Origin of the sequence: Sphingobacterium kitahiroshimense (assembly GCF_025961315.1) — a bacterium.
Taxonomy (GTDB): Bacteria; Bacteroidota; Bacteroidia; order Sphingobacteriales; family Sphingobacteriaceae; genus Sphingobacterium; species Sphingobacterium anhuiense.
In genome coordinates, this window is the sequence record NZ_JAOQNK010000001.1 from 6,031,239 (window position 1) to 6,056,511 (window position 25,273).

The 25,273-nt window shown below is 38.8% G+C and carries 16 protein-coding genes; 11 read left to right on the plus strand and 5 right to left on the minus strand.

The features are described from left to right. Positions 1 to 12: 12 nt before the first annotated feature. Complete coding sequence (locus tag M2265_RS25775; RefSeq protein WP_132773904.1) at positions 13 to 582, minus strand: Crp/Fnr family transcriptional regulator; 570 nt, start codon at positions 580 to 582, stop codon at positions 13 to 15. Between the two features lie 309 nt (positions 583 to 891). Between M2265_RS25775 and M2265_RS25780 the strand changes: the two genes are divergently transcribed. From M2265_RS25780 to M2265_RS25795, 4 genes are read left to right on the plus strand one after another with little or no spacing between them, the layout of a single operon-like run. Then, on the plus strand, positions 892 to 4,803 hold the full coding sequence (locus tag M2265_RS25780) for a response regulator (protein ID WP_132773902.1): 3,912 nt from the start codon (positions 892 to 894) through the stop codon (positions 4,801 to 4,803). Between the two features lies 1 nt (position 4,804). Further along, positions 4,805 to 5,161, plus strand: a complete 357-nt coding sequence (locus M2265_RS25785) for a response regulator transcription factor (RefSeq protein WP_132773900.1) — start codon at positions 4,805 to 4,807, stop codon at positions 5,159 to 5,161. An 8-nt stretch (positions 5,162 to 5,169) separates the two neighbouring features. Then, positions 5,170 to 6,237 (plus strand): hypothetical protein, encoded by a 1,068-nt coding sequence (locus tag M2265_RS25790; RefSeq protein WP_132773898.1) that lies wholly within the window; start codon positions 5,170 to 5,172, stop codon positions 6,235 to 6,237. Continuing rightward, positions 6,231 to 9,653: a sulfatase-like hydrolase/transferase gene (locus M2265_RS25795; protein ID WP_132773896.1), complete on the plus strand. Its 3,423-nt coding sequence runs from the start codon at positions 6,231 to 6,233 to the stop codon at positions 9,651 to 9,653. The genes M2265_RS25790 and M2265_RS25795 overlap by 7 nt, the downstream gene beginning before the upstream one ends. Here the strand turns inward: M2265_RS25795 and M2265_RS25800 are convergent. Both M2265_RS25800 and M2265_RS25805 read right to left on the minus strand, forming a co-directional pair. Beyond that, positions 9,650 to 10,891 (minus strand): YaiO family outer membrane beta-barrel protein, encoded by a 1,242-nt coding sequence (locus M2265_RS25800; RefSeq protein WP_132773895.1) that lies wholly within the window; start codon positions 10,889 to 10,891, stop codon positions 9,650 to 9,652. The genes M2265_RS25795 and M2265_RS25800 overlap by 4 nt on opposite strands. A 245-nt stretch (positions 10,892 to 11,136) precedes the next feature. After that, positions 11,137 to 12,033, minus strand: a complete 897-nt coding sequence (locus M2265_RS25805; RefSeq protein ID WP_021188850.1) for a helix-turn-helix domain-containing protein — start codon at positions 12,031 to 12,033, stop codon at positions 11,137 to 11,139. 194 nt (positions 12,034 to 12,227) lie between these two features. Here M2265_RS25805 and M2265_RS25810 point away from each other — a divergent pair, with 194 nt between their 5' ends. Both M2265_RS25810 and M2265_RS25815 read left to right on the plus strand, forming a co-directional pair. Then, the gene (locus M2265_RS25810) at positions 12,228 to 13,208 is read left to right on the plus strand and encodes an aldo/keto reductase (RefSeq protein ID WP_132773893.1); all 981 of its coding nucleotides are present in this window, start codon (positions 12,228 to 12,230) and stop codon (positions 13,206 to 13,208) included. A 211-nt stretch (positions 13,209 to 13,419) separates the two neighbouring features. After that, on the plus strand, positions 13,420 to 14,559 hold the full coding sequence (locus tag M2265_RS25815; protein WP_132773891.1) for an aldo/keto reductase: 1,140 nt from the start codon (positions 13,420 to 13,422) through the stop codon (positions 14,557 to 14,559). A 250-nt stretch (positions 14,560 to 14,809) separates the two neighbouring features. Here M2265_RS25815 and M2265_RS25820 read toward each other — a convergent pair whose 3' ends face one another. Both M2265_RS25820 and M2265_RS25825 read right to left on the minus strand, forming a co-directional pair. Beyond that, positions 14,810 to 17,176 carry a glycoside hydrolase family 127 protein gene (locus M2265_RS25820; RefSeq protein WP_132773889.1) on the minus strand — a complete coding sequence of 789 codons (2,367 nt, stop codon included), beginning with the start codon at positions 17,174 to 17,176 and terminating at the stop codon, positions 14,810 to 14,812. Positions 17,177 to 17,287: 111 nt separating this feature from the next. Beyond that, the gene (locus tag M2265_RS25825) at positions 17,288 to 17,992 is read right to left on the minus strand and encodes an NUDIX hydrolase (protein WP_021188845.1); all 705 of its coding nucleotides are present in this window, start codon (positions 17,990 to 17,992) and stop codon (positions 17,288 to 17,290) included. 304 nt (positions 17,993 to 18,296) lie between these two features. Here M2265_RS25825 and M2265_RS25830 point away from each other — a divergent pair, with 304 nt between their 5' ends. The 5 genes from M2265_RS25830 to M2265_RS25850 all read left to right on the plus strand — a co-directional run bounded on the left by M2265_RS25830 (position 18,297) and on the right by M2265_RS25850 (position 25,267). Further along, positions 18,297 to 19,970, plus strand: coding sequence for a ribulokinase (locus M2265_RS25830; protein ID WP_132773887.1), 1,674 nt, complete (start codon positions 18,297 to 18,299; stop codon positions 19,968 to 19,970). Between the two features lie 71 nt (positions 19,971 to 20,041). Beyond that, positions 20,042 to 20,740 carry an L-ribulose-5-phosphate 4-epimerase gene (locus M2265_RS25835; RefSeq protein WP_132773885.1) on the plus strand — a complete coding sequence of 233 codons (699 nt, stop codon included), beginning with the start codon at positions 20,042 to 20,044 and terminating at the stop codon, positions 20,738 to 20,740. A gap of 77 nt (positions 20,741 to 20,817) precedes the next feature. Further along, positions 20,818 to 22,320 carry an L-arabinose isomerase gene (gene araA / locus M2265_RS25840; RefSeq protein ID WP_132773883.1) on the plus strand — a complete coding sequence of 501 codons (1,503 nt, stop codon included), beginning with the start codon at positions 20,818 to 20,820 and terminating at the stop codon, positions 22,318 to 22,320. A gap of 66 nt (positions 22,321 to 22,386) precedes the next feature. Continuing rightward, positions 22,387 to 24,087: a sodium:solute symporter family transporter gene (locus tag M2265_RS25845; protein WP_132773881.1), complete on the plus strand. Its 1,701-nt coding sequence runs from the start codon at positions 22,387 to 22,389 to the stop codon at positions 24,085 to 24,087. Between the two features lie 37 nt (positions 24,088 to 24,124). Beyond that, positions 24,125 to 25,267 (plus strand): aldose epimerase family protein, encoded by a 1,143-nt coding sequence (locus M2265_RS25850; protein WP_021188843.1) that lies wholly within the window; start codon positions 24,125 to 24,127, stop codon positions 25,265 to 25,267. The last annotated feature ends 6 nt before the right edge of the window (positions 25,268 to 25,273 follow it).

Here is a 25,273-nt window from a genome sequence, read left to right on the forward strand (position 1 = left end):
GCAATAAAACCTTTAGCTAATGGTTTTTCGGATGCGGCTAAGCGATGTTGCTGTAATGCCTAAATAGGAGGCGAGCATCAGTTGTGGAATCCGGTTGGCTAATCCAGGGTAATGCGCTAAGAAATGTAAATAGCGTGTTTGTGCATTCTGCACCAACATATTGCTGCTTGCCCTCATTTTATTTTCGAGGACATAAGAGGTGATTTTGGAAAAGATGTCTGACCAGCCGGGAATGGTGGTGGCTAGCTCCATAAAATCTTTTTTAGAGAAAACGAGCAGTTTACAGTCGGTTACGGCTTCTATATATTCTGCTGAAGGTAACTCATCAATGAAACTGATTGTATCGGCAACGAAGCGATTTTCGTAAACGAAATAACGAGTGAAGCTATCTCCTGCTTTATTGTAATAACAGATTCTGAAAACTCCTTGGGTGACGTAGCCTATATCTCTTGCCACTTTACCCGCTTCAGAAAAAAAATCTCCTTTATTGATCTGTCTATGCTGTGCTTTAGCTAATATTAAAGCACATTGATTCTTGTTGAGTTGTCCAAATTTGAGCAGATAATTGATCAAGTCTTCCATTTTTCAAAAATAATATTATGCAATTGATTTTAAGTTGTCAATTGGCAAGATTTTACCTGAAATTTTAATTCTACAATCTTTCATGAATAATGGAATTTACACAGCTTTAAAGGTGTAATTGCACTTTATAACTTTGCTATGTTAGAGTTCTGCAAAGCATAAAATCTGAAAATTTGGGAAGTAAATGCTTCTGATATTGTAATTTAAGATTATTGCCGATTTTCATTTGTTATTTATTTAAAAGGAGAACTATTTTTGTTATTTTCACAATCTCAATGAACACATCTATTTACTATATAATTTAAAGGCATGGAGCAATACCCGGTCCCGGAAAATGAATTGGAGCGTATCCGCCAATTAAAATCTTATGAGCTATTGGGATTGGGGAAAGACCCTGATCTTGATGTGTTTGCGCAGGCAGCCTGTCTCATAACAGACTGTCCAGCGGCACTTATTGCCATGATGGAGGAAGATACGCAGCGGATCCAGAGCTGTGTTGGTATGGAGTTGGATACTGTTGAAAGACGTAATACGGTATGTCAGTACACGATTATGAGTAAAGATGTACTTGTCATCGAAGATACTTTTGAGGATCCAAGATCGGCCACCAATCCTTTGATCAGAGAGGGAAATATTCGTTTTTATGCGGGAGTACCTTTATTGGATGACGAAGGGCATGCACTTGGTACGATCTGTGTCATCGGGTTTGAGCCTAAGTCATTATCTCTTAAGCAGGTAGATTCTTTAGGACAGCTTGGGAAAGCTGTAACCAAAATTCTCTTAGGGAAAAAGAGAAAGGTCCAGGCAGGATATTTTGAGGAAGTATTTCATATTACTAATAATATGATCTGCGTATTGGACGACCAATATCGGATAAAAGAACTGAATCCGGCTTTTTCTGAGGCACTTAATATTGAAAAGTCTAAGGTGTTAGGAGCCTCTTTTTTTACATTATTGGATAATCATGATGAAAGTTTTCAGCAGCGTCTGAAAAATCTGGCAAATATTACCGAAGGTATACAATATACAACAGTAACATCGAAGGATGGAGGTAGTGATGTTGTGATTGAATGGTACTTCAAGTACGATGCAGCAACGTTAGAAATTTTCGGATTTGGGAGAAATGTTACCAGTGAACGGGAGGAGCAATTAAAGTTAGCTGTTTCTGAACGGAAGTTTCGCAATTTTTTCGAGAATGCCATCGGTTTAATGAGTATGCACGACATGGAAGGTAATATTCTTGCTGTAAATGAGAAAGGCCGTAATCTTTTAAAGTATTCTGAGGAGGAAGCAAAGCATCTCAATCTAAAGCAACTTGTACCTACACATCACTTGCAGGCTTTCGATGATTATCTCAAACGTATTCTTCAAAATGGGGAGGATTCAGGTATGATGATTCTAAAATCGAAGGATGGCGAAAAAATCTATTGGCTATATCATAACATGCTCGAGCTGGATCCGGAAGGGAAACCTTATGTGGTTAGTACTGCACTTAATATGACGGAACGGATACAGCTTGAAAATGACCTCCTGCATACGAAACAGATTTTGGAGCAGACGAATACTGTTGCACAAGTCGGTGGATGGGAGGTTAATCTGGATCTACATCAGGTTTTTTGGTCCGATTCAACAAAATTGATTCATGGAGTAGGAAAAGATTTTGTTCCTAACTTTGATCATGCCGTCGGATTTTTTGATGAAGACAGTCAGGTTAAGCTAATGGGAATTTTTGAGGAAGCAACGCAGCATGGTTGTTCTTTTGATGTTGAATTGCGATTGAGACAGCAAGAAGCTGAAATCATTTGGGTACGTGTTAAAGGAATTCCCGAGTTCGATAACGGAACCTGTAAGCGTGTTTTCGGTATTATACAAAATATTGATACGAGTAAAAACCTTTACCTGGAATTGGAACGTAAGGAAGCGATGCTCCGAGCATTTGTGGATTATGTTCCGGCTTCTGTAGCGATGTTTGATCGGGATTTTCGTTATGTATCCGTCAGCCATCAATGGATGGAAGACTTCCATAAAGATATGGATAATATTCTAGATCAGAATCTGTTTGATGTCTTTCCTAATATACCGGAAAATAGAAAAAATATTTACTATGATGCTCTTGAGGGTAAATCTTATAAAAATGTCGATGAATTGATTGATGTTGATGACTATGAGGAACCACAGCACTTTAATTGGGAAGTAAGACCTTGGAATTTGTCTGATGGTAGTGTTGGCGGTATTATTATTTTTACTCAAAATATCACCGAATCTGTCGCTGTAAATTTAGAATTGAAGAAAGCAAAAGAACTTGCGGACTTAGCGAGTAAAGCAAAGTCTGAATTTTTAGCTAATATGAGCCATGAGATCCGAACCCCTTTGAACGGTGTGATCGGATTTTCGGATCTGCTGCTCAAAACACCGTTGAACGATGTACAGAAGCAATACCTCAATTATATTAACGAGTCGGGAAGCAGTTTATTGAATATTATCAATGACATCCTTGATTTTTCAAAAATTGAATCTGGAAAATTGGAACTGTATATCGATAAATTCAATGTATATGATTTGGCACATCAGGTAATCAATGTCGTACTTTACCAAGCACAGCGCAAAGATGTCGAACTCTTATTAAATATTGAGCAGGGATTACCTGCTTCTATCTGGGTAGATGAGGCACGCATCAAGCAAATCTTGATCAATCTCTTGGGAAATGCCGTTAAATTTACGGAAAAGGGAGAGATCGAACTTAAGATCGAAAAGCGCAGCAGTGACGAAAGCAAAATTAAATTACGTTTTTCTGTTCGTGATACTGGTATCGGTATTCCGGTAGAAAAACAGCAACGTATTTTTGATGCCTTTACCCAAGAAGACAGCTCTGTGAGCAAACGTTATGGAGGCACCGGTTTAGGACTCACCATTTCCAATAATTTATTGAAATACATGGGAAGTAAACTTTGTCTGGAGAGTGAACTGAATAAAGGATCTGATTTTTACTTTGATCTGGAAATCGCTTATGAAGAAGGTGGCATCGAAGAGGATGAGGAACTGCCTTTAAAACGCGTTCTTATTGTAGATGACAATGCCAATAACCGTACGATTATACAGCATATGCTGACTTATAGAGGAGTTGATTCAGTACTTGCAGAGAATGGTCTGGCGGCTTTACAATTACTGATGAGCGGTGAAAGGTTTGATGTTATTTTAATGGATTATCACATGCCTATTCTCTCCGGATTGGAGACGATAGAAAAAATAAAGGAATTGTTTTATAAACAGGAGGAAAGTATTCCACTCATTGTATTGCATACATCGTCGGAGGAGCATGAGGTCATTTCTGCTTTCAGGCAACAAGAACGCTCCTATTGTTTGCTTAAGCCTATTCGATCCGACGAACTTTATCTTACTTTACGTAAAGCTATACAGCAAAGTAAGGCTGATGTTAATCATTTGGGACAGGATAGTGATAGTGGAACAACGGTTTACCAACAACAGGCTAGGGTTCTTTTAGCCGATGACAATTCTGTAAATATGGCGCTCAATCTGCGTATGATGGCGACTATTATGCCTAATGCTGAACTGATAGAGGTTACTAATGGAGGGGATGCAATCGAAAAATGCCTACATTCAAAGTTTGACCTTATCTTAATGGATGTGCAGATGCCTGGTGTAGATGGTATCGAAGCGACCAAACAAATAAGGCTATTAACAGGTTATGCTGCTATACCTATTATTGGTATTACTGCTGGAAATGTCCGTGGAGAAAGAGAAAAATGTTTAGAGGCCGGTATGTCTGAGTTTCTTCCTAAGCCGATAAGGCAACATGATCTGTACACGGTATTGCAGCAATTTATTCAGAAACAGGTGCTTGAACAAAAAGAAGATGCTGTGGTTGATGATCATCTAGATATGGATGCACTTAAGGAGCAGATTGGAGACGACGTTAGTTTTAAATCATTTTTCTTAGATCTTGTGATCAAAGAGATTAAGCAAGCATGGTTTCAATTGGAAAATGTCAGGGAATCGGAAGATATTGAACGAATGAAAGTGATCCTCCATAAATTGCGGGGAACAGCATCTACTGCGGGGCTTAAGAAACTGAGCATACTGACATCTAATCTGGAAAAAGAACTATCATCCAGTAACCCCAGCTTGGACTTGCTGGATGATATAAAGCAAGAAATTGAAATAGGATTACAGTTAATAACGAACCTTTTAAACGAAAAGTAATATGTTGATTTTAATAGCGGAAGACGACGAATTGATTTTACGAACAATAGAACATAAATTAATTAAAGAGGGGCATACTGTCATTTTAACACGCAATGGAAAGGAAGCTATTGAAAAGATCAGTGAGTTGGATCTTGATCTTGTTGTGACCGATATCATGATGCCGTTTGCATCGGGTATCGAGATTTTGTCGGCCATGCACACAATAGGAAAAAAAATACCGGTCATTGTGCTTTCTAGCATGGGACAGGAGGAAGTTGTGACAGATGCATTTGATTTAGGGGCATCAGATTTTATGGTCAAACCTTTTAGTCCAAATGAACTGCTGCTGCGGATAAAACGTCTGACAGGTAAATAAAGGTTATTATGTTTCAAAAAATAACACTTCACGAACTGGTATTGGCCATAATTATTGTATTTGTGCTGGTATTGCTATTGATTATTGCGGTATTGTTTTATAGTTTTTATAAATACCGTGTTTTATCTAATAGACAAGTCTGGACACAGATCATTGAAAATAAGATTACTGAATCTATAGTGTTGGGACAGAATTTTGTTGAAAACGATGAATCCTTTGATATGCATCTGCGGGAACCAGCGTTCAGAAGTGTTTTTTTAGATCTTTTAGTGGCTTCAGAACGCAAATTTTCTGGTGTTGCCCGAGAAGAGATTACACATTTATTTTATAAGTTTAGTCTTGAGGATGAGGCTTGGCGTAATCTGATTAAAAAGAAAGCATATCACATAGCAGGAGGGATTCAGGAGCTGACCGCAATGCGTGTTTTACGTGCATTACCTACATTTACATCCTTGCTCGAGCACCGGGAGAAACAGGTATATTTAGAAGCACAGTATGGAATAGTCAGTTTTAAAGGAGCTGAAGGTTTAAGTTTTTTAGACAACCTGAAGCATCCTCTTTCTGAGTGGCAACAGCTTCGTTTACTAAATTCTATTATTGATATTCCCGATCCGCAAATTGTCAATATTACTTTATGGTTGCGAAGTGAAAATACATCTGTGGTTATTTTTACGCTGCGTTTAATGCGTAAATTCCAGATGTTGTCTTATTATAATGAAGTGCTAGAATTACTAGCGCATAATGATACTGCTGTAAAGCTACAGGTAGTGCGTACACTGGAGGCTTTTGAAAATAATAATACGATGGAGCAATTGGTGAGCGCTTTTCCAGAAGAAACATTAGCCGTTCAAATTGAGATCCTAAAAGCAATGAAGGTGTCCAAGAGTCTGGAATGTGATGCGTTTTTGAAAAAACAGTTGTGGGAGCATCCAGCAGTTGCGATCAAAATCTGGTCCGCCGAAGTGTTGGTTAGTTTAGGGGAGCGTCAGTATTTACGGGATATGGCTTTGGATGAGAACACGCCGGATGAGTTTAAACATATTATTAACCACGCATTGCAGGAAAAAGTATGCTAGAATTTTCACATATTGTTTACGAAGTAGTGATCTGGATATTTCTTGTATATTCGGCCACTATATTTTTGATCTCTGCGTGGGTGGGTATCTATGCCTATGGTGCAGTAATACGTTATAAGCATGATAATTCCTATACCGATTATAATCTCATTGCAACCAATGTCAATGCACCTCGTTTTAGCTTAATCGCCCCGGCCTATAATGAAGGTATGACCGTCGTTGAAAATGTACGATCGTTATTATCGCTCTACTACCATAACCTAGAAATTATTATTGTTAATGATGGAAGTCGTGATGATTCTATGGAAAAGCTTATTGAAGCTTATGCATTAGAATCTGTTCCGTTTTTTATACAAGGTGATCTAGAAACCAAAGAGATCCGCGGTATTTATAAAAGTAAAAATGCCGCTTTCAAAAAGCTGATTGTCGTTGATAAAGAGAATGGCGGGAAGGCAGATGCGCTCAATGTGGGGGTAAATATATCTTCTGGCGATTATATCGTCTGCATCGATGTGGACTGTATACTAGAGCAGGATGCACTTTTAAAACTTGCAAAACCTTTCCTAGAGCAGACTGATAAAAGGGTCATTGCTTGTGGTGGCGTCATCCGTTTAGCTAATAACTGCCGTATAGAAAATGGTAAAGTAGTTGACGTTAACCTTCCTAAATCTTGGCTTGGACGTACACAGGCTTTGGAATATATTCGTGCTTTTGTATTGGGAAGAATGGCTTGGTCCCGAGCTTCTGGTCTTATCTTGATTTCAGGGGCTTTTGGGGCTTTTGATAAGCAGATTGTACTAGCCTGTGGTGGATATGACAGTAAAACTGTAGGTGAAGATATGGAACTGGTGGTACGCATGCGCCGTTATATGGAAGAACAGAAACTTCCTTATGAAGTGGTCAACATACCGGATCCATTATGTTGGACTGAGGTGCCTGAGTCTAAGGAGATTTTGAAAAAGCAGCGGAATCGCTGGATGAGAGGTACCATGGAAACACTTTGGAAGCACCGTAAGCTTATGTTCAACCCGAAGTACGGACGGTTAGGAATGGTCAGTATGCCCTATTGGTTTTTCTTTGAATTCCTTGGTCCTGTAATTGAATTTTCAGGATATATTATTTTTCTGATTTTTCTTTTTCTCGGTATTATAAACTGGCCATTTTTCTTTGCACTCTTTGCGCTGGTTATTTCATCGGGGATCTTATATTCTATTTACGCTATTTTGGTCGACTTGGTGAGTCACCAGGTGTATACCAAGAAACAAGATCTTTCCAAATTGATAGTTACAGCTATTTTGGAACCTTTTTATTTCCATCCAATTGTAGTCGGTGCAGGTGTACGCGGTGTGGTGGATTATTTTCGTAAACAGCATAGCTGGGGCGATATGAAACGTCAGGGTTTTCAGCAAGGGGCTGAAGATATTCCATTTTTTAAACGGATTGGTCTACAGTTGCGTATTGGATTGAAAAATTATGGTGCTGTAAGCCTTGTGTTTTTAGTGTTGTATATGCTTTCTGTCGCTGTAGAATGGTGGTGGTATAACGGGCAATTTCCACAATTAGGTCAATCAAATGGTTTAATACCACTTCTTTTGAATAATCTCGTTTTCGCTTTTCAGATACTAAGTGGTTGCGGTCTTGTGTATCTGATAGTACAACTTGTTCATCTTTCAGTAGCCAGGATATTATCCATCGTGTTATTATCTTTTGTCGTGGTAATGCAATATATTTTATTTTTATATTTTGCAGAATCACGCAATTTGTTGGGAGCGGATATGTTTTATTATAATACTGCCGAGATGATGCAAATTTTGGAAGCGAGTGGTATGCTGAGTTTTACCAATATCGCTTTATTAATCTTGCTCGTCGCATGTGCCTATATTCCTTTTTGGATAGCGTCGAAAAAAACGATTAAGAGCACCTATGTAGGCCTAAGTATGCTATTTTTAGGAGTTATTGTAAGTTTTATTCCTGTAGACCGCTTTAAGGTTTTTAAGATATCTGGTGATGAGTTTGCTCAAAATGCTGCTCGTAGTAAATGGCGTTATTTTCTAAATTCTAATGTCACCAATTATATCGAAGAACATCCGGGAATGTTGGTATTTGGAGCAGAAAAAGAGACGTCAGGGGAAAACCAAAGCTATCCTTTTCTTCGAAATGAAGATACAAAGGACATATTAGGGACCTACTTTCAAAAAAGTTCATCTGTCCCAAATTTGGTCATTATTGTGGTCGAAGGATTAGGGCATGCCTATAGTTCTCCTTCAGGGTATATCGGAAATTTTACACCTTTTTTAGATTCTTTATCGAAGAAGTCCTTGTATTGGGAGAATAATTTAAGTTCTTCAGGCAGAACTTTTTCTGTTTTGCCGACATTGACAGGATCGTTGCCCTTTGCTTCGCATGGCTTCTTAGAACAGGATACTCTACCGGCACATTTTAACCTGTTCAATATCTTAAAAGCAAATGGATTCAATACAGGTTTTTTCTATGGCGGTAATTCAAAGTTTGATTTCATGGAAAAATTCATGACTTACAGTAAAGTGGATACTTTGGTCGATCAGTGGTCTTATGCCGAACCATATAAAAAGCTTCCCGAAAAAGGGGGAGAAAGTTGGGGGTATGAGGATCAAGCGGTATTCGCAAAAATGTTGGAGGTACAGAAAGTGCAGCAGACACCTTACTTTCATCTTTTGTTAACGCTCTCTACCCACAATCCTTTTCTAATCAATAATGCTGCTTTTTATGAAAAACTTTTTGATAAGCGGTTAGCTCTGGGCGATCTGACACCTGATCGCAAAAAATGGGCTTTGCAAAACCGGAAGCAACTGGTGTCTGTATTGAACTTGGACGATGCATTGCAACAGTTTTTCATGGATTATCAAAAGCGGGCAGATTTCGCTAATACGATCTTTATTATAACCGGTGATCACGCTATGCCTGAGATTCCTTTAGAAAGTAAAATTGATCGCTATCATGTTCCATTAATGATTTATTCACCATTACTAAAGGCGGCACATACTTTCCGTCATAAGGTAAGTCACTTTGATGTGACACCTTCTCTGCTTGCTTTTTATCGTAATAATTATCAGGTGAATACCCCAGGACAGGTAACCTGGATAGGCCGTGGTCTGGAGATCGGAGCTTCTGCTAAAGGAAATGGAGCAGCGATGATGCAAAGTAAGAATCAGTTGATTGACTTTGTCTATGGTGACTACCATATTTCGGATGGCCAGTTGTATAAATTAGATGCAACACTTAATGAGGAACCTCTTTCTGAGGGTTCGGAGCGTGATCTGCTCATCAAGCGTTTCGAACTGTTTAAGCGTCAGAATAAGCAATTCTATACTAAGAAACAGCTACTGCCTGACAGTATTTTTAAGAATTATTTTAAGCAAACGATATCAAAACACTAAAAGGTTTTGATATAGCCCACTGTGATATCGATTTGATTACCCTTCTCATTAGGTCTAAACTCTTGATTGAAGTACGTAGAAGAAATAGAAAACAGATTTGTACGGTTAATTGAAAAGTTATATTCTGCTCCGATCTTGAATGTTTTAAGCTTATAAATGGACTGGTCCAGGAGATTATTCCGGTTTTCTTCAGGACTAATTCCTGTTCCGATTAGAAATCCTAAATAGTCATTTGCTCCTTTGGTATAGTATCGAACTGTACCAGCGTATGATTGTGATATATTTTCATTGCTTGGGGTCAGATACGTTTTTAGGTTGAACCAGAAATTCTGATAATATTTGCCTATTGATGCTGTATACATCCAGATGTTGTCACTGAAATATAGCTGTCTGTATCCGACTTCACCCTCAAAGCTGTGCGGTAAATTTGCATATAAAGAAACACCAGTTCTGTATTTCGGAAATATACCTACATTATTGGAATAACCCCCAGCCACATAGAGATAAAACATTTTAGATAATCTTGGATAAGCCTCTACTTCAAATTGTAGTCCATTGTCAGCAAATTTATTCGCATAGTTTGTTCTGAAGATTACTGATCCTAGTGGGGTCGCTCTTTTATAACTAAGTGCTACAATATGCCAGTTATCGTTAAATTGTTTGTCAAAGTGAACAAAGTTATAATTAAGCCCGATAGCATTTTTAGCTGTATACTCCTGGATACTTTTTGCTAAAGCTCTTGCTTCAGCATTTTTAGGATTTAATTTTAGTAGATTATTTACTGATTTTTCAGCACTTTCATACGCATTATTACTGTATTCTATTTTTGTCCTTAAAAGGAGAAGATCTTCTGAGGTCGGGTGAAAAGAAAGACCTTTATCCACCAAGTTTATTGCTTTGGCCGCTTGATCGTTCCAATACTCTAAAGAAGCATAGGCTATGTACAAATCTTCATCTTGCACATTTTGACTTTCCAATTTGGAAAATATGGTACGGGCACTATCTATTTTATCAGACCAAGTGTATAGACGTCCTAAAAAGATACTGATATCCGTATATTCGGGAGCCTGTTTCAAAGCCTGTTTACTGATTTTTATCGCTTCCGCATAATTTTTTTGATCAAAAGCCTCTGTTCGTGCTTTAACAAAAAGTTCATCGGCAGTCAACGTTGTTTCCTGGCCAAAGGAAGCAAACGGAAATCCAAATAAGTAAAGCGATAAATAAACAAATTTATTCATTTCCAATAGATTGTTTTATGTAATATGGTCGATCTTAATAAGCTATAAAGTTAATGAAATTTGTTTGAGATTGAACTGACTAAATGACTTTATCATCATGCATATAAATCGTTGGCGGTCTTCTTTAAAACGAATTGACGAAGTTGATCAAGAATTTGATAGACTTCCTTTTGTATTTCTTCTTATTTAGCATCATTTTAAGACAGTCCTGAGGAGAAACTTGTGGATTAAAACTATTTATCAAATTAGTTTAATGATCGGTATTCGGAGGGGGACATGCCTACTTTTTGCTTGAACAAACGAGTGAAATGCTGGGGATAATTGAAACCTAATTCATAGGCAATTTCACTGATTGATTTTTCGTGATCAAAAATTCTTTCTTTGGCGAAATCTATAACCTTAGTTTGGATATATTCCTGCGCAGTGATACCAGTTTCGCTCTTGATGATATCGCCGAAGTAATTTGGAGATAGGTTCAATTCTGAAGCACAGTAAGCTACCGTCGGTAGTCCGATCTTTTGAGATTTATCTTCGGTAAAATAAGCGTTTAATATATCTTCGAATTTTTCCAGTATACCCTTGTTGGAATGGTCCCTGGTTACAAACTGTCTGTCATAGAATCGGGTACAGTAGTTTAAAAATAATTCAATATTGGATGTAATCAATGTTCTGCTGTGCTTGTCAATGCTTTGTTCCATTTCATATTGGATTTTGGTAAAGCAATCTAAAACAATATGCCGCTCTTTTTCGGAAAGATGTAAAGCCTCGTTTACATCATATGAGAAGAAGTTATATTCATGGATTTTCTTTCCCAATGAAGTTCCTTTGATCAGGTCAGGATGAAACAAGAGTGCCCACCCTGAGGGTTGAAAGGTTGTGATATTAGGCTGTACGCCCAATACTTGTCCCTGAGCAATGAAAACCAATGTTCCTTCCTGAAAATCATAATTGTTGCGACCGTATTTCAATTCGCCACATTTTAATTCTTTCAGAAAGATGGCATAAAGACCAAAGTTAAAAGTCTGTGCAGGCATCGGTTTTGTTTTCGATAAGTCGATTACTGTAATTAAGGGATGCAAGGTTTCTATGCCACGCATTTTATTGTAGGCATCAATACTGTCTATTTTGATGATTTCTTCCATAACTCTTTTTTTATCATTCAATATTAATCAATTATAGCATAGGTCGGGATAGGCTAAGGCTGTTAACAGTAATAATGGTAAGAATTGCCGTAATCTGTATAAGCAAGAATCAACTGAACCTAGCGAATTTTGTCCTGTCATTTAACAAATGATGATTGGCTAATGAATTTAAACAAATTAAATGGGTAAAGAAAATGAAAAAGCGAGTTTTAGGAAATAGCGGACTTGAAGTGTCAGCAATAGGGATGGGCTGTATGAATCTGAGTTTTGGTACAGGAAAGGCAGTTAGCACACGGGAAGGTGTTCGTGTGATACGTGGAGCTTTTGAGAAAGGAATCACATTTTTTGATACAGCGGAGGCTTACGGACCTTTTACAAATGAAGAATTGGTGGGTGAGGCGTTGATCCCTATTCGCAAGGAGGTCGTTATCGCAACCAAGTTTGGTATGATCTCGGAAGAAGGTGGCTTGAACAGTCGACCTGAACATATACGTAAGGTTGCGGAGGCTTCACTTAAGCGATTAAGGACAGATTATATTGATTTATTTTATCAACATCGGGTTGATCCGAATGTTCCGATTGAAGATGTCGCCGGTACGGTGGGAGATTTAATTGCGGAGGGGAAGGTAAAGCATTTTGGACTTTCTGAGGTGGGTGCATCTACTATCAGAAAGGCGCACGCTGTTCAACCGGTTACTGCTGCTCAAAACCAGTATTCGATTTGGACACGTGAGCCGGAACAATATGTGCTACCGCTTTGTGAGGAACTGGGAATTGGTTTTGTACCGTGGGGCCCTTTGGGTACTGGTTTTTTGACCGGTACGATAACAGCAGAAACTACCTTTGATCCTGAAACTGATCTGCGCGCGAGCTTTCCCAGATTTACTAAAGTAGCGATGCAGGCGAATATGCCTTTAATCAAAATGTTAAATGCATTGGCACTAAAAAAAGGAATATCAACGGTGCAGCTCGCATTAGCTTGGTTGCTTAGTAAAAACCGTCTTATTGTTCCTATCCCGGGAATGGATAAGCTCGACTACATTGATGATAATATTCAGGCGCCCAACGTCATGATGACTGCCGAGGATCTGATCGAAATCGAGGTTGCTCTGACAAAGATCTCCATTCAAGGTGAGCGCCTATCTGCTGAATTGCTCGCGATCTCGGAAGAATAGGATGATAATTCATGCAATCGTAGAACATGTTGTGTGTCTGATGGGAGTCTTAAAGCATGTAATCTGTAATAATGGTAAGTTAAACAGTAATTTGTATCTTATAACGCTACATATTTGTGTCGATTTTTGAAGAAGTGCAAGAACGTGGATTCTTTAGAGCTTGAATCGACTTTTGGGATTTTTTTAATAGTAAAGAATAAACTTAAATGATATGGAACAGAATAATCGAAGAGACTTCTTAAAAAAGGGAGCGTTTATCGGAACGAGCTTATTGGCAACTTCTTCTTTAGGACTTGTAGGATGTAATCGTTCATCCGAAAAAGAAAACCATAGTGACAAAAGTAAAATGAATCTTTCATCAGAAAAAAGGACTTTGGGTAAAGGGAAGCAAAGTCTTGAAGTATCAGCTTTGGGATTAGGCTGCATGGGTATGAGTTATCATCGGAGTTTTATTCCCGATCGAAAGGAAATGATTGACCTATTGAGACGTTCTCCAGAATTGGGTTTGAATTTTTACGATACAGCAGAAGCTTATGGTCCCCTGTTTAATGAGGAACTGGTTGGGGAGGCATTGGCTCCGTTTCGTAAGGATATCATTATAGCCACTAAATTTGGTTTTAAAAATGGTAAACCGTCTGAAGGACTCGATAGTCATCCAGATCGTATTAAAGCAGTTGTCGAGCATTCGTTGAAAAGCTTAAAAACAGATTACATCGATTTATTGTACCAACATCGTGTTGATCCCAATATCCCTATTGAAGAAGTCGCTGGTGCAGTGAAAGATCTCATAGCAACAGGTAAGGTGAGGCATTTTGGAATGAGTGAGGCGAATGTGGACAATATAAGAAAAGCCCATGCTGTGCAACCGCTAACAGCTTTGCAGAGTGAATATTCTTTATTTACACGTGAACCGGAAAAGGATGTGATTCCGCTATGTGAAGAATTGGGGATTGGTTTTGTCCCGTATAGTCCGCTAAGTCGTGGGATGATTACGGGATACTTAAATGAGCGTTCAATATACGATCCTAATAATGATAACAGGCCTTCATTGCCACGGTATCAGCCTGAAAATGTAATTGCGAATTGGAAATTGATTGACACTCTTAAAGAATTTGGAGATCTCCGTGGATTAACCGTTGCACAGGTGGCACTATCATGGCTCTTAGCGCAAAAATCTTTTATCGTACCGATTCCAGGGACAACTAAATTAGCCCATTTGCAGGAGAATCTTTGGGCTGCTGTTTATGCATTTTCCGCTTCAGATTTGACTAGTTTGACTGCAAAGCTAAATGAGATTCCGATTGTCGGTGACCGCTTAACAGGTTTATCTGCTGAGCAAGTAAAGAAGTAAGATGATTATAATTGGTTGATTGGTAGGCTCCCAGAAGAAATTCTTGGAGCTTTTTTATTTTTAAAGGAGATATGGAATTTTAATCTAATTGCCATAGATTCCGTATTGAAATTGCTTACGGAAAAAATCATTGATTTGAAGGCGGATGAGGAGCAATAAAAATATGAACCCTGAGACGGGGTATTGAGTCTCAGGATATCATCATGCAAGGTAAAGTATTGCCAGTTATAGACATAATTATCTCAATTTTTTATTGATTTTTGAGGATACGAATTTCGAGAATTTTGTGGCTTCTATTCTGGTCTGCTCCTTTGATTTTTATGTTTAATTGTTTTTCTGCTTCTAGACCCTGTGTCAATGTGAAACGTGCTGTTTTGATATCAGATGTTGCTGTTGCTGGCACTAACTTTCCAACGATAACATCGTTTACCATGATTTCTGTCGTTCTTGGACCTTCTTCCGTTAGATATTTGATATAGATGTCTGCATTTTTGCCATCTTGCTTTTTTAAGATATAACTGAACCAGCCATCTGCTTCACGCCAACGGGTATCGTCAAATACACCTGCATGACTATTCAGCTGTTGAATAAAATGATCAGATTCCGGTTGTTGCTCCCCGCAGACAACTTTATCCACGGTTAGGGTGTTTAAACGGAGACTCTCTTGTTCATCGCGTTGCATTTTTTCCTGTGTACTAGCAAGCTCTTGTTCCGTCGCTTGCGGCCAATAGATGATGTATCGGCTGTCGTGAATCTTATAAAATGGTTCAAGTTCCATGTTAATATTTTCTTTTGCAAGACGAAGACCCGATAATGAAAAATGTAATGGCTTTGATGCAATAGGTTTTACTAGGTTTGGTATAGCAGAAGGTTCTGTCGTTAGAATTGGTAAGTCTCTCAATGGAATCTGGATTCCTTTTGCGACATGCCCCATCCGACTATCGTCGGATAACAAGTCGGGTAATGGTCCGGATGTGCGCGCTCCTAATACAATTGGACCATAGAGTAAACTATAGTATTTACTTTGATCTGGTAGCTGTTCTGTATGTATACCCATAGGAAGCTGAATAACGACTTGATCACCTTTTTTCCATTCACGATCAATGGTGAAGAAATCGCCCTCAATTCTATCAATTTTATAGATTTTACCATTTATGCGTATACTTGGTTTTTCGGACAACCATGCGGGTTTTCGCACATGTAGTGCAAATTTTTTGCCATTCTTTTTTGGGTGAATGTGTAGGGTTGTACTTGCTTGTTCTGGAAAATTGTTTTCTTGGACGATTTCGACTTCTTGGTCGCGCCAGTTGAGACGTGAAGGTATAAATAAATTAATATATAGATGATTACCTTGATACGCATAGATCATCTCGCCGTATTTCGAATGATTTTCCATTCCGGATCCAACACAGCACCACATACTTGTATGTGGTTGGGAGTATACTCGATAATGTCCAGGCCTAATTTGGGTAAAGTAAACGAATCCTCCGTTTTCCGGATGTTGGCTAGATAATATATGATTATATAAACTACGTTCATAATAGTCTAGATATTTGCCCTTTGGATCGGTTTGATGAAGCATCTTTGTCAAACGTAGCATATTATAAGTATTGCAAGTTTCGGGGCCTTCAATGCTATGGATCATTTTCGAGAAATCATTGGTCGGATTAAAATGCTCACTAACACTATTGCCTCCGAAGGAAATGGAGCGTTGTGTTACAACACTTTCCCAGAAATATCGGACAGCACTTTCCCAGGTTTCATCTTGAGCAATATCTGCGATTCTCTTAAAACCTAATACTTTTGGAATTTGTGTGTTAGCATGTTGTCCGGTAAGCTTATCTTGGTGTTTAATTAATGGATCTAGTACCTCATGATGGCTGAATTGACGGGCAAGTGCAAGATATGCTGGATCTTGTGTGATAGCTGCAACATCCGCAAATGTTTCGTTGAGTCCGCCATGTTCGCTACGTAACATTTCCTGAATTTGTTGTTCAGAAAGTTGTTGTACTAATATAATAGCCCAGTCGGTCATCTTTATCAGCATCTTTTTTGCTTCCTCATTTCCTGTAAGAAGGTAAGCATCACGTAGACCTGCGTAAGTCTTATGAATATTGTATAGCGGTACCCATTTACCATTTAAGCTAAATCCACTTGCTTGAATATTGCCTTGTGCGATTTCTTTCCAAATGGTTTTTCCACCTGGAACCCCACCAATATAGCCATTGCCATTAGCGTCTTGACAACTTTTTAAATTGGAAAGCATATAATCCAACCTTTTTTTTATTTGTAGGTCGTCAGTTGCCGCATACATATGTGCAAGGGCAGAAATATAATGACCACCGATGTGGCCATCTAAGCCTGTATTTTCCCAATTGGTATAAGATTCTTTCTTTTGAGGTAGCCCAGCTTCGCGTAGGAAAGGAGCTAATAAACGATCTGCATCGATCTCTAATAGATATTTTAAATCAAGATCTTGGGCATGCTTGAAAGGGCCTTGAAGCAAGCGGACATCGTTCAGGTCGAAATAGTTCAGCTGAGGCTTAGTTTGTGCTGATAATTCGGATGAGCAGATGACCATACAAGTAAAGTATGTAATGATTCTTTTTAAAGTCATGGCATTTCTGGTTTAAGATTTATACTTAATCTTACTTTTATTATTTAAATGTTATTAATACATTTATTAATTTAAGCCAAAAAAAGGTATTCAACTGTTTAGAGCTGATCGTTAACTGTTTATTGACCAGCTTGGTAAGTAGCTTAGGAATGACATGATTTTTTCTTTGTAAATGTCCTTGTTTAATCGAAAGTAGAATGCTCCTTTCTTAGATTTTTCCTTATCTTTTTCTTTTAGTTTAATGATCAGTTCCGAAGAAAGCAGCTTACGGCTAAAATTGCGTGTATCCAATTCGGTATCGTAGACACTTTCGTAAAGTGATACAATTTGTGGAATCGTGAATTTTTCTGGTAATAGCTCAAATAGAATAGGGTAGAGTGCCGCTTTTGCTCGAAGCTCACGTTTCGCTTTCTCAATCATCTGATTGTGATCAAATATTAATTCTGGGTGATCTTTGAGCGGGAACCAACAAGCTTCAAATTCTTCACTGATGATGTGTTTATATTGGTGTACATCAATTAATGCGAAATGTGCGATACTGACCACACGTCCATATTTTTCACGGTCAGGATCGCCAAAAATGCCACAGTCTTCCATATAGACTCCATCTAAACCTGTCAGTTTCTTCAGAATACGAGAAGATGCTTGTTGCGGATTTTCTTCTGGTTGAACAAATCCACCCATTAAGCTCCATTTATTGCGTTCGGGCTCAAATCCTCTTTTAATAAGTAAAATTTCTAATGATTCGCCATTAAATCCAAAAATAATACAATCCACAGCTAATAATAAGCTTGGCTCATTTTTGTAAAAATCCATAATTGAGTAATCTCGTTTATAATTAATTAAAGATACAAAATGTATCGTACCTGTTACAATCTATCTAGTATTTCATATAAAAAACCATTCTATAACGATTAACTTATATCGTATTTATATAAACGGATTAATATTTTATTTCTATACAAAACAACGAAAAATAAATTAAAATTTCATTTTTTAAAAAAATAAATGTTAATTTGACATTAATTACTCCGATTAACAACTCAGCTTGCTGGATTTAAATAGTTTGTTTTCTAAGTAAGAGATTATAAATCAATATTATAAACCAAAAACACAAATAATGAAGAAAGCTTATGTGATCGGCTTAGATTACGGTAGTGATTCCGTTCGATCGGTTTTAGTAGATGCGGATAATGGCGTAGAGATATCTAGTGCAGTTTTTTACTATCCGCGATGGAACAGCGGAGAGTTTTGTGATCCGGTGACAAGTCAATTTCGGCAGCATCCTTTAGATTATATTGAAGGATTGGAATTTACAATACTTGAATGTCTTCAAAAGTCAGGTAATGCTGAAATTGCCAAATCTGTAAAAGCAATTTCTATTGATACAACTGGTTCTACTCCTATAGCAGTTGATGAAAAGGGTATTCCTCTTGCTTTAACTGAACGTTTTGCTAATAATCCGAATGCCATGTTTGTTCTTTGGAAAGATCATACGGCCGTTAGGGAAGCTCAGGAAATTAATGATCATGCTCAAAAATATGATATCGATTATTTAAAATATGTTGGTGGAATTTATTCATCGGAGTGGTTCTGGGCAAAGCTACTGCATGTGCTTCGTGATGATCAGGAAGTGCGCAATGCACTCTATACTTGGGTCGAACATTGTGATTATATACCGTTTTTATTGACAGGAGGCAAACGTGCCCAAGACATTAAGCGTAGTGTCTGTTCAGCAGGGCATAAGTCTTTATGGGCCGCTGAGTTTGGTGGTCTTCCTCCGAATCAATTTTTTGCAGAACTGGATCCGTATTTAGATGGTATGGTAGATCGTTTATTTACCGATACGCATACTGCAGCCGAATCTGCCGGAACACTTTCGGAGGAATGGGCAACCCGATTGGGTCTTTCTACTGAAGTAGTTGTTGGTGTAGGTGCTTTCGACTGTCATATGGGAGCAGTAGGCGGACAGATTGAGCCGTATTATTTAAGTAAAGTGATGGGAACGTCGACTTGTGACATGTTAGTCGCTCCGCATGATGAGGTTGGTGAAACCCTTGTAAAGGGTATATGTGGACAGGTGGCTGGATCGATTATCCCTGGCATGATTGGTATGGAAGCGGGTCAGTCGGCTTTTGGCGATGCTTATGCTTGGTTTAAGCAAGTACTATCATGGCCATTCGCTAATATAATTGCACAATCTAATGATATTTCACCAGCAGATAAAGTAAAGATCGCTAACCTAATTGATACACAATTGATTCCTGAGTTAAGTCGAAAAGCTGAAGCACTACCAGTCACAGAATCCTCAGAATTGGCAATAGATTGGTTTAATGGACGTAGGACACCAGATGCTGATCAGACTTTAAAAGGTGCGTTATTGGGTCTTCATCTAGGGACAGATGCAGTGCGAATTTTTCGATCAATCGTCGAAGCGACTTGTTTTGGTGCCAAAAGTATTGCAGATCGTTTTGTTGAGCAAGGTGTACCGGTGAAGGGATTAATCGGGTTAGGTGGCGTTGCAAAGAAATCTCCTTATATCATGCAGACGATGGCTGATGTTATGAATATGCCTATTCGTATTCATAAATCTGAACAGACTTGCGCTATGGGAGCAGCTATGTTTGCTGCTACAGCTGCTGGTATTTATGCAAAGGTTGAAGATGCAATGGAAGCTATGGGACAGGGTTTTGAAAAAACGTATGAGCCTCGTCCAGAAATGGTCGCAATCTATGCCAAAAGATATGAACATTACAAGAGTCTTGGTGCTTTTATCGTAGAAACCAAACATTAATTGTGGCGAAGTAGCGCCTTATTCGTCGCTTCTTATATATATGATTTTTTAATTTTTTGAACTATAAAATAATGATTTATACAGACATAAAAGAAGAAGCTTTTCATTGCAATATGCAATTGCCTAAATTGGGATTGGTGCTTTTTACTTTTGGAAATGTTAGCGTTGCGGATCGTGATCGTGCCGTGTTTGCAATTAAACCTAGTGGTGTACCCTATGATGAATTGACTCCAGATCATATGGTCATTGTTGATTTTGAGGGGCGTGTGGTAGAGGGGAAGCTGAGACCTTCATCTGATACGCAAACTCATGCTGTGCTTTACAAACACTGGACGGAGGTAGGTGGTATTACACATACGCATTCTACTTATGCAACTGCTTGGGCACAGAGCCAACGTGATATTCCAATTTTTGGAACGACTCACGCAGATCACTTAACAACAGACATTCCGTGTGCGTCACCCATGGATGATCAAATGATAATGGGGAATTATGAATATGAAACGGGATTTCAGATTATAAATCATTTTGATGAACATAAACTCGATTATAAAGAAGTTGAAATGGTTTTAGTAGGAAATCATGCTCCATTTACATGGGGGAAAACCGGTGCTAAATCGGTATATAATAGTGCAGTTTTGGAAACGGTGGCACAAATGGCTTTGTTGACAGAACAGATTAATGCGAAAGCGCCACGCCTGAAAGATGCTTTGATCAAAAAGCATTATGAACGTAAGCATGGCGGAGCTTCGTATTATGGGCAAGAGTAAAAAGAATAAATAATCAAATATAAACGAATAAAATTGAAAGGAGATTGGACCTAAAGCCAATCAAGAAATTATAAACTATGAATATCGATTTAAATAAATTGGAAGTTTGGTTCGTTACTGGGAGCCAAGATTTATATGGTGAAGAGACCTTAAAACAGGTGGCTTTACATGCTGAAGAAGTAGCTCAATATTTTTCGGCACATAGGGAGATCCCTGTACAGGTAGTATACAAACCCATTGTCAAAAATAGTGAAGAAATATACAGTACTTTAACTGCAGCTAATGCTGCAGCAAACTGTATCGGTTTGATTACATGGATGCATACATTCTCACCTGCAAAAATGTGGATTAGAGGGTTGCAGGCTTTACAGAAACCATTACTTCACCTGCATACGCAATATAACCGTGATATTCCTTGGAGTACGATGGATATGGATTTTATGAATCTAAACCAAAGTGCACATGGCGATCGTGAGTTTGGTCATATTGTGACCCGATTGAATATCGGTAGAAAAGTAGTTACTGGTCACTGGAAAGATGAGGAGGTAATTGAACGCATAAATGTGTGGGTACGTGCAGCTGCTGCTTGGCATGATTGGCAGGGGGCGAAATTTGTCCGTTTTGGTGATAACATGCGTTATGTTGCGGTTACTGATGGGGATAAAGTGTCGGCTGAGACGCAATTTGGATTTTCAGTGAATACCTACGCCGTTGGCGATCTTGTCGCGGTAGTAGATGCGGTTACGGAATCGGAAATTGATACTTTACTGCAGGAGTACGAGGCCACTTATGATCTCGCAGCTAATGTAGTAGCAGGAGGAGAGCAACGCCAAAGTTTGGTAGAGGCAGCCCGTATTGAGCTTGGATTGAGGAAGTTTTTAGAATCTGGCAATTATAAAGGATTTACCGATACTTTTGAAGATCTTCACGGTCTTGTACAACTGCCTGGATTAGCCGTACAGCGATTGATGGCTGAAGGATATGGATTTGCCGGAGAAGGTGATTGGAAAACACCCGCATTGGTGCGTGCATGTAAAGTAATGGGTGCTGGTTTGCCGGGTACTACAGCTTTTATGGAAGACTACACATATCATTTTGATCCTGAGAATGAAATGGTACTCGGTTCGCATATGCTTGAGGTGGATCCAGCTTTAGCAGCTGATAAGCCTCGAATAGAAGTACATCCGTTGGGAATTGGCGGTAAGGCTGATCCTGCGCGTTTGGTGTTTGATGGCTTAAGTGGTCCTGCTTTGAATGCCTCACTGATTGATTTAGGAACTCGTTTTCGCTTGATCGTCAATAAAGTGATCGGTGTCGATGTGAAAGAGGAGTTGCCTAAATTGCCGGTGGCACGGGTTCTATGGAAACCCCTTCCGGATATGAAAACTGCTTGTAGTGCCTGGATCTATGCTGGTGGGGCTCATCATACTGCTTATAGTTTGAGTTTAAAACCTGAATATCTGGAAGATTTTGCCCGTATTGCTGGACTGGAGTATGTCGCTATTGATGAAAACACGACGTTAACGCATCTGGAAAACCAGTTGAAGTGGAATGAACTCTATTTTTTAATGAAGAAATAAACGGAATGGTCCTGCGCCTTTCTTAATAAAAGGAGTAGGACTTCATCATAAGCAAATCGCAATACTATGGATAAATTTGCAACAGTAGATTACATTATTTTTGTCGTCTACTTTATTATTGTAGCCGGATATGGCTTCTGGATATACAGTAGAAAAACAGCAGCCAACAATAGTAGTAAAGACTATTTCTTGGCAGAGGGTTCATTGACCTGGTGGGCTATTGGAGCCTCATTGATTGCTTCCAATATATCTGCCGAACAATTTATTGGTATGAGTGGAAATGGTTTTGAAGTCGGTATTGCCGTTGCGGCTTACGAACTCATTGCAGCTGTGGCTTTAATTATTGTAGCCGTGTGGTTTATACCGGTTTATCTTAAGAATAAGATCTTTACAATGCCTCAGTTTTTAAACAATCGGTATAATGAAACGACCAGTCTGATCATGGCAGTTTTTTGGCTTTTCTTATATGTGTTTGTCAACCTAACGTCGATCTTATACCTGGGCGCAATCGCTATATCGAGTATGGCTGGTGGAGGAGATAGTTTTCACTTGATTATGGTGGCCTTAGCTGTTTTTGCCGTCATTATTACCTTAGGAGGTATGCGGGTCATCGGTTTTACCGATGTGATCCAAGTGGTGGTTTTGATTATCGGAGGTATCGCTACGACTTACGTTGCATTAACCTTGGTAAGTGAGCACTTCGGCCTTGGTAAGGATGTCTTGGCAGGTTTTAATAAACTCATGGAAGATTCACCTAAGCATTTTGAAATGATCGTGGATAAACCCGGAGTTGGGGCTACACAAGAAGAGATTAACAAATACCTCATGTTGCCAGGGATAGGGATGTACCTAGCTGGTATCTGGATTGTGAACTTGAACTATTGGGGTTGTAACCAATACATCACACAACGTGCTTTGGGAGCTGATCTAAAAACTGCCCGTATGGGTATTTTATTTGCCGGGCTTTTGAAGTTATTGATGCCACTTATCGTCATGCTACCTGGAATTGCCGCGTATGTGCTTTATAAAAATGGTGCATTGCAAGAGGAGATGGCACCAGGAGGGGTATTTCATGCTGACAATGCGTATTCCGCTATTCTAGGTCATTTACCAAATGGTATGAAAGGTTTAGCACTTGCGGCACTAACGGCTGCTATCGTTGCCGGTTTAGCGGGTAAAGCAAATAGTATTGCTACTATTTATACGTTGGATATCTATAAAAAATACATCAATGCCGGAGCATCTGAATCGAAGATGGTGTGGGTAGGTAAAATTACAATTGTCGTTTCTATTCTTGTAGCTGTATTGTTTACTTGGAATGATACCTTAGGCATTGGAGGTGCCGGTGGATTTACCTTTATTCAAAAATATACGGGCTTTATTAGTCCAGGTGTGTTTGCTATGTTTTTATTGGGAATGTTCTGGAAACGTACCACTGGTCCTGCTGCAATCACGGGATTGGTTTCGGGATTTGGTTTATCGATCTTTTTCAATGAATTTGCGACAAAAGTATTTGGTCCTGAAACTTGGCTGTATACAGCCTACATCAATAAAAGTGGTCATTACGAAATTCCATTTCAAATCTGTATGGGACTAGCTTTTGCTTTTACGTTAGCCTTGATGATCGGTGTTAGCTTATTTGGTCCAAAAGAGAATCCAAAGGCATTTGTACTGGACAAAAAAATGTTCAAAGTAGAGCCATCGATTTTGGTATTGATTGTGGTAACACTCTTATTAGTAACAGCTATATATGTGCGTTTTTGGTAGATGTAATAATGATTAATCAATTGTAAATCATAACAATATGAATAGTAAAATTATAAATGGTATTTTGTTGACGTCCGCATTGGCATGTGGTTGCCAACAGACCTCGAATAAACAGCATACGACTGAAAAAACAGATTCCGTGGATACGTCTTTTGATTCGGTTATCGATAGTAAAGATGTCAAATTGTATACATTAACGAATGGCAAGCTTAAAGCTGCGCTGACAAATTATGGTGCAAGGTTAGTGAACTTACAGGTTCCGGATAAAGCCGGCAACTTGACAGATGTGATCCTTGGTTATGACAGTGCTGCGGAGTATAAAGCTAATGCGAGTAATTTTTATGGGGCTATCGTAGGTCGTTATGGAAATAGAATCGGGGATGCAACTTTCACTTTGCAGGGAGTTAAATACGAACTGGAGAAGAATGATGGAAAAAACTCCCTGCATGGGGGTACTCATGGTGTTTATAATCAGGTATGGGATGTCGCGAACAGTTCGGATTCATCCATTACCTTCACTTATCTTTCTCCTGATGGAGAGGCAGGTTATCCTGGTGAAGTGAAAATGCAAGTAACCTATACCTTAAGTCATACCGGTGGCTTGGTCATGGATTATCAAGCAAATACGGATAAAGAGACGGTACTAAACCTAACGAACCATGCTTATTTCAACCTAAATGGTGCAGGATCTGCAACGATACTGGATCATGAGCTCCAAATCGATGCTGCAGCTATTACGGAAGTGGATGATACCTTGATACCGACTGGAAAGAGTATTCAAGTCGCGGGAACACCATTTGACTTCCGTAAAGGATTTGTCATCGGCGATCGTATTGAAACAGATAATGCTCAGTTGAAGATCGGAAAAGGGTATGATCATAACTTTGAATTGTCTCAAGCGGCTGGTTTTAGAAAGGTTGCTTCTGTGTATGCGCCGAAAACGGGAATAGAAATGCAGGTATTGACTACAGAACCGGGTTTACAGTTTTATAGTGGCAATTTCATGAAGGACACTGATCCTAAAGGAAAAGGTGGTTTGGCATATCCGTTCCGTTCTGCATTTTGTTTAGAAACACAGCATTATCCCGATGCTCCTAATCATCCTGCTTTTGCTTCGACAGTATTGAAACCAGAGCAGACTTATAGCACGAAATCGGAATATAGATTTACGATAAAATAAAATAGG

Coding starts and splice junctions, on each gene's coding strand:
- M2265_RS25815 (WP_132773891.1), top strand. CDS start 13,420: ATGGAACAGAATAATCGAAGAGACTTCTTAAAAAAGGGAGCGTTTATC.
- M2265_RS25775 (WP_132773904.1), bottom strand. CDS start 582: ATGGAAGACTTGATCAATTATCTGCTCAAATTTGGACAACTCAACAAG.
- M2265_RS25830 (WP_132773887.1), top strand. CDS start 18,297: ATGAAGAAAGCTTATGTGATCGGCTTAGATTACGGTAGTGATTCCGTT.
- M2265_RS25835 (WP_132773885.1), top strand. CDS start 20,042: ATGATTTATACAGACATAAAAGAAGAAGCTTTTCATTGCAATATGCAA.
- M2265_RS25845 (WP_132773881.1), top strand. CDS start 22,387: ATGGATAAATTTGCAACAGTAGATTACATTATTTTTGTCGTCTACTTT.
- M2265_RS25785 (WP_132773900.1), top strand. CDS start 4,805: ATGTTGATTTTAATAGCGGAAGACGACGAATTGATTTTACGAACAATA.
- M2265_RS25825 (WP_021188845.1), bottom strand. CDS start 17,992: ATGGATTTTTACAAAAATGAGCCAAGCTTATTATTAGCTGTGGATTGT.
- araA (WP_132773883.1), top strand. CDS start 20,818: ATGAATATCGATTTAAATAAATTGGAAGTTTGGTTCGTTACTGGGAGC.
- M2265_RS25800 (WP_132773895.1), bottom strand. CDS start 10,891: ATGAATAAATTTGTTTATTTATCGCTTTACTTATTTGGATTTCCGTTT.
- M2265_RS25850 (WP_021188843.1), top strand. CDS start 24,125: ATGAATAGTAAAATTATAAATGGTATTTTGTTGACGTCCGCATTGGCA.
- M2265_RS25795 (WP_132773896.1), top strand. CDS start 6,231: ATGCTAGAATTTTCACATATTGTTTACGAAGTAGTGATCTGGATATTT.
- M2265_RS25790 (WP_132773898.1), top strand. CDS start 5,170: ATGTTTCAAAAAATAACACTTCACGAACTGGTATTGGCCATAATTATT.
- M2265_RS25780 (WP_132773902.1), top strand. CDS start 892: ATGGAGCAATACCCGGTCCCGGAAAATGAATTGGAGCGTATCCGCCAA.
- M2265_RS25810 (WP_132773893.1), top strand. CDS start 12,228: ATGAAAAAGCGAGTTTTAGGAAATAGCGGACTTGAAGTGTCAGCAATA.
- M2265_RS25805 (WP_021188850.1), bottom strand. CDS start 12,033: ATGGAAGAAATCATCAAAATAGACAGTATTGATGCCTACAATAAAATG.
- M2265_RS25820 (WP_132773889.1), bottom strand. CDS start 17,176: ATGACTTTAAAAAGAATCATTACATACTTTACTTGTATGGTCATCTGC.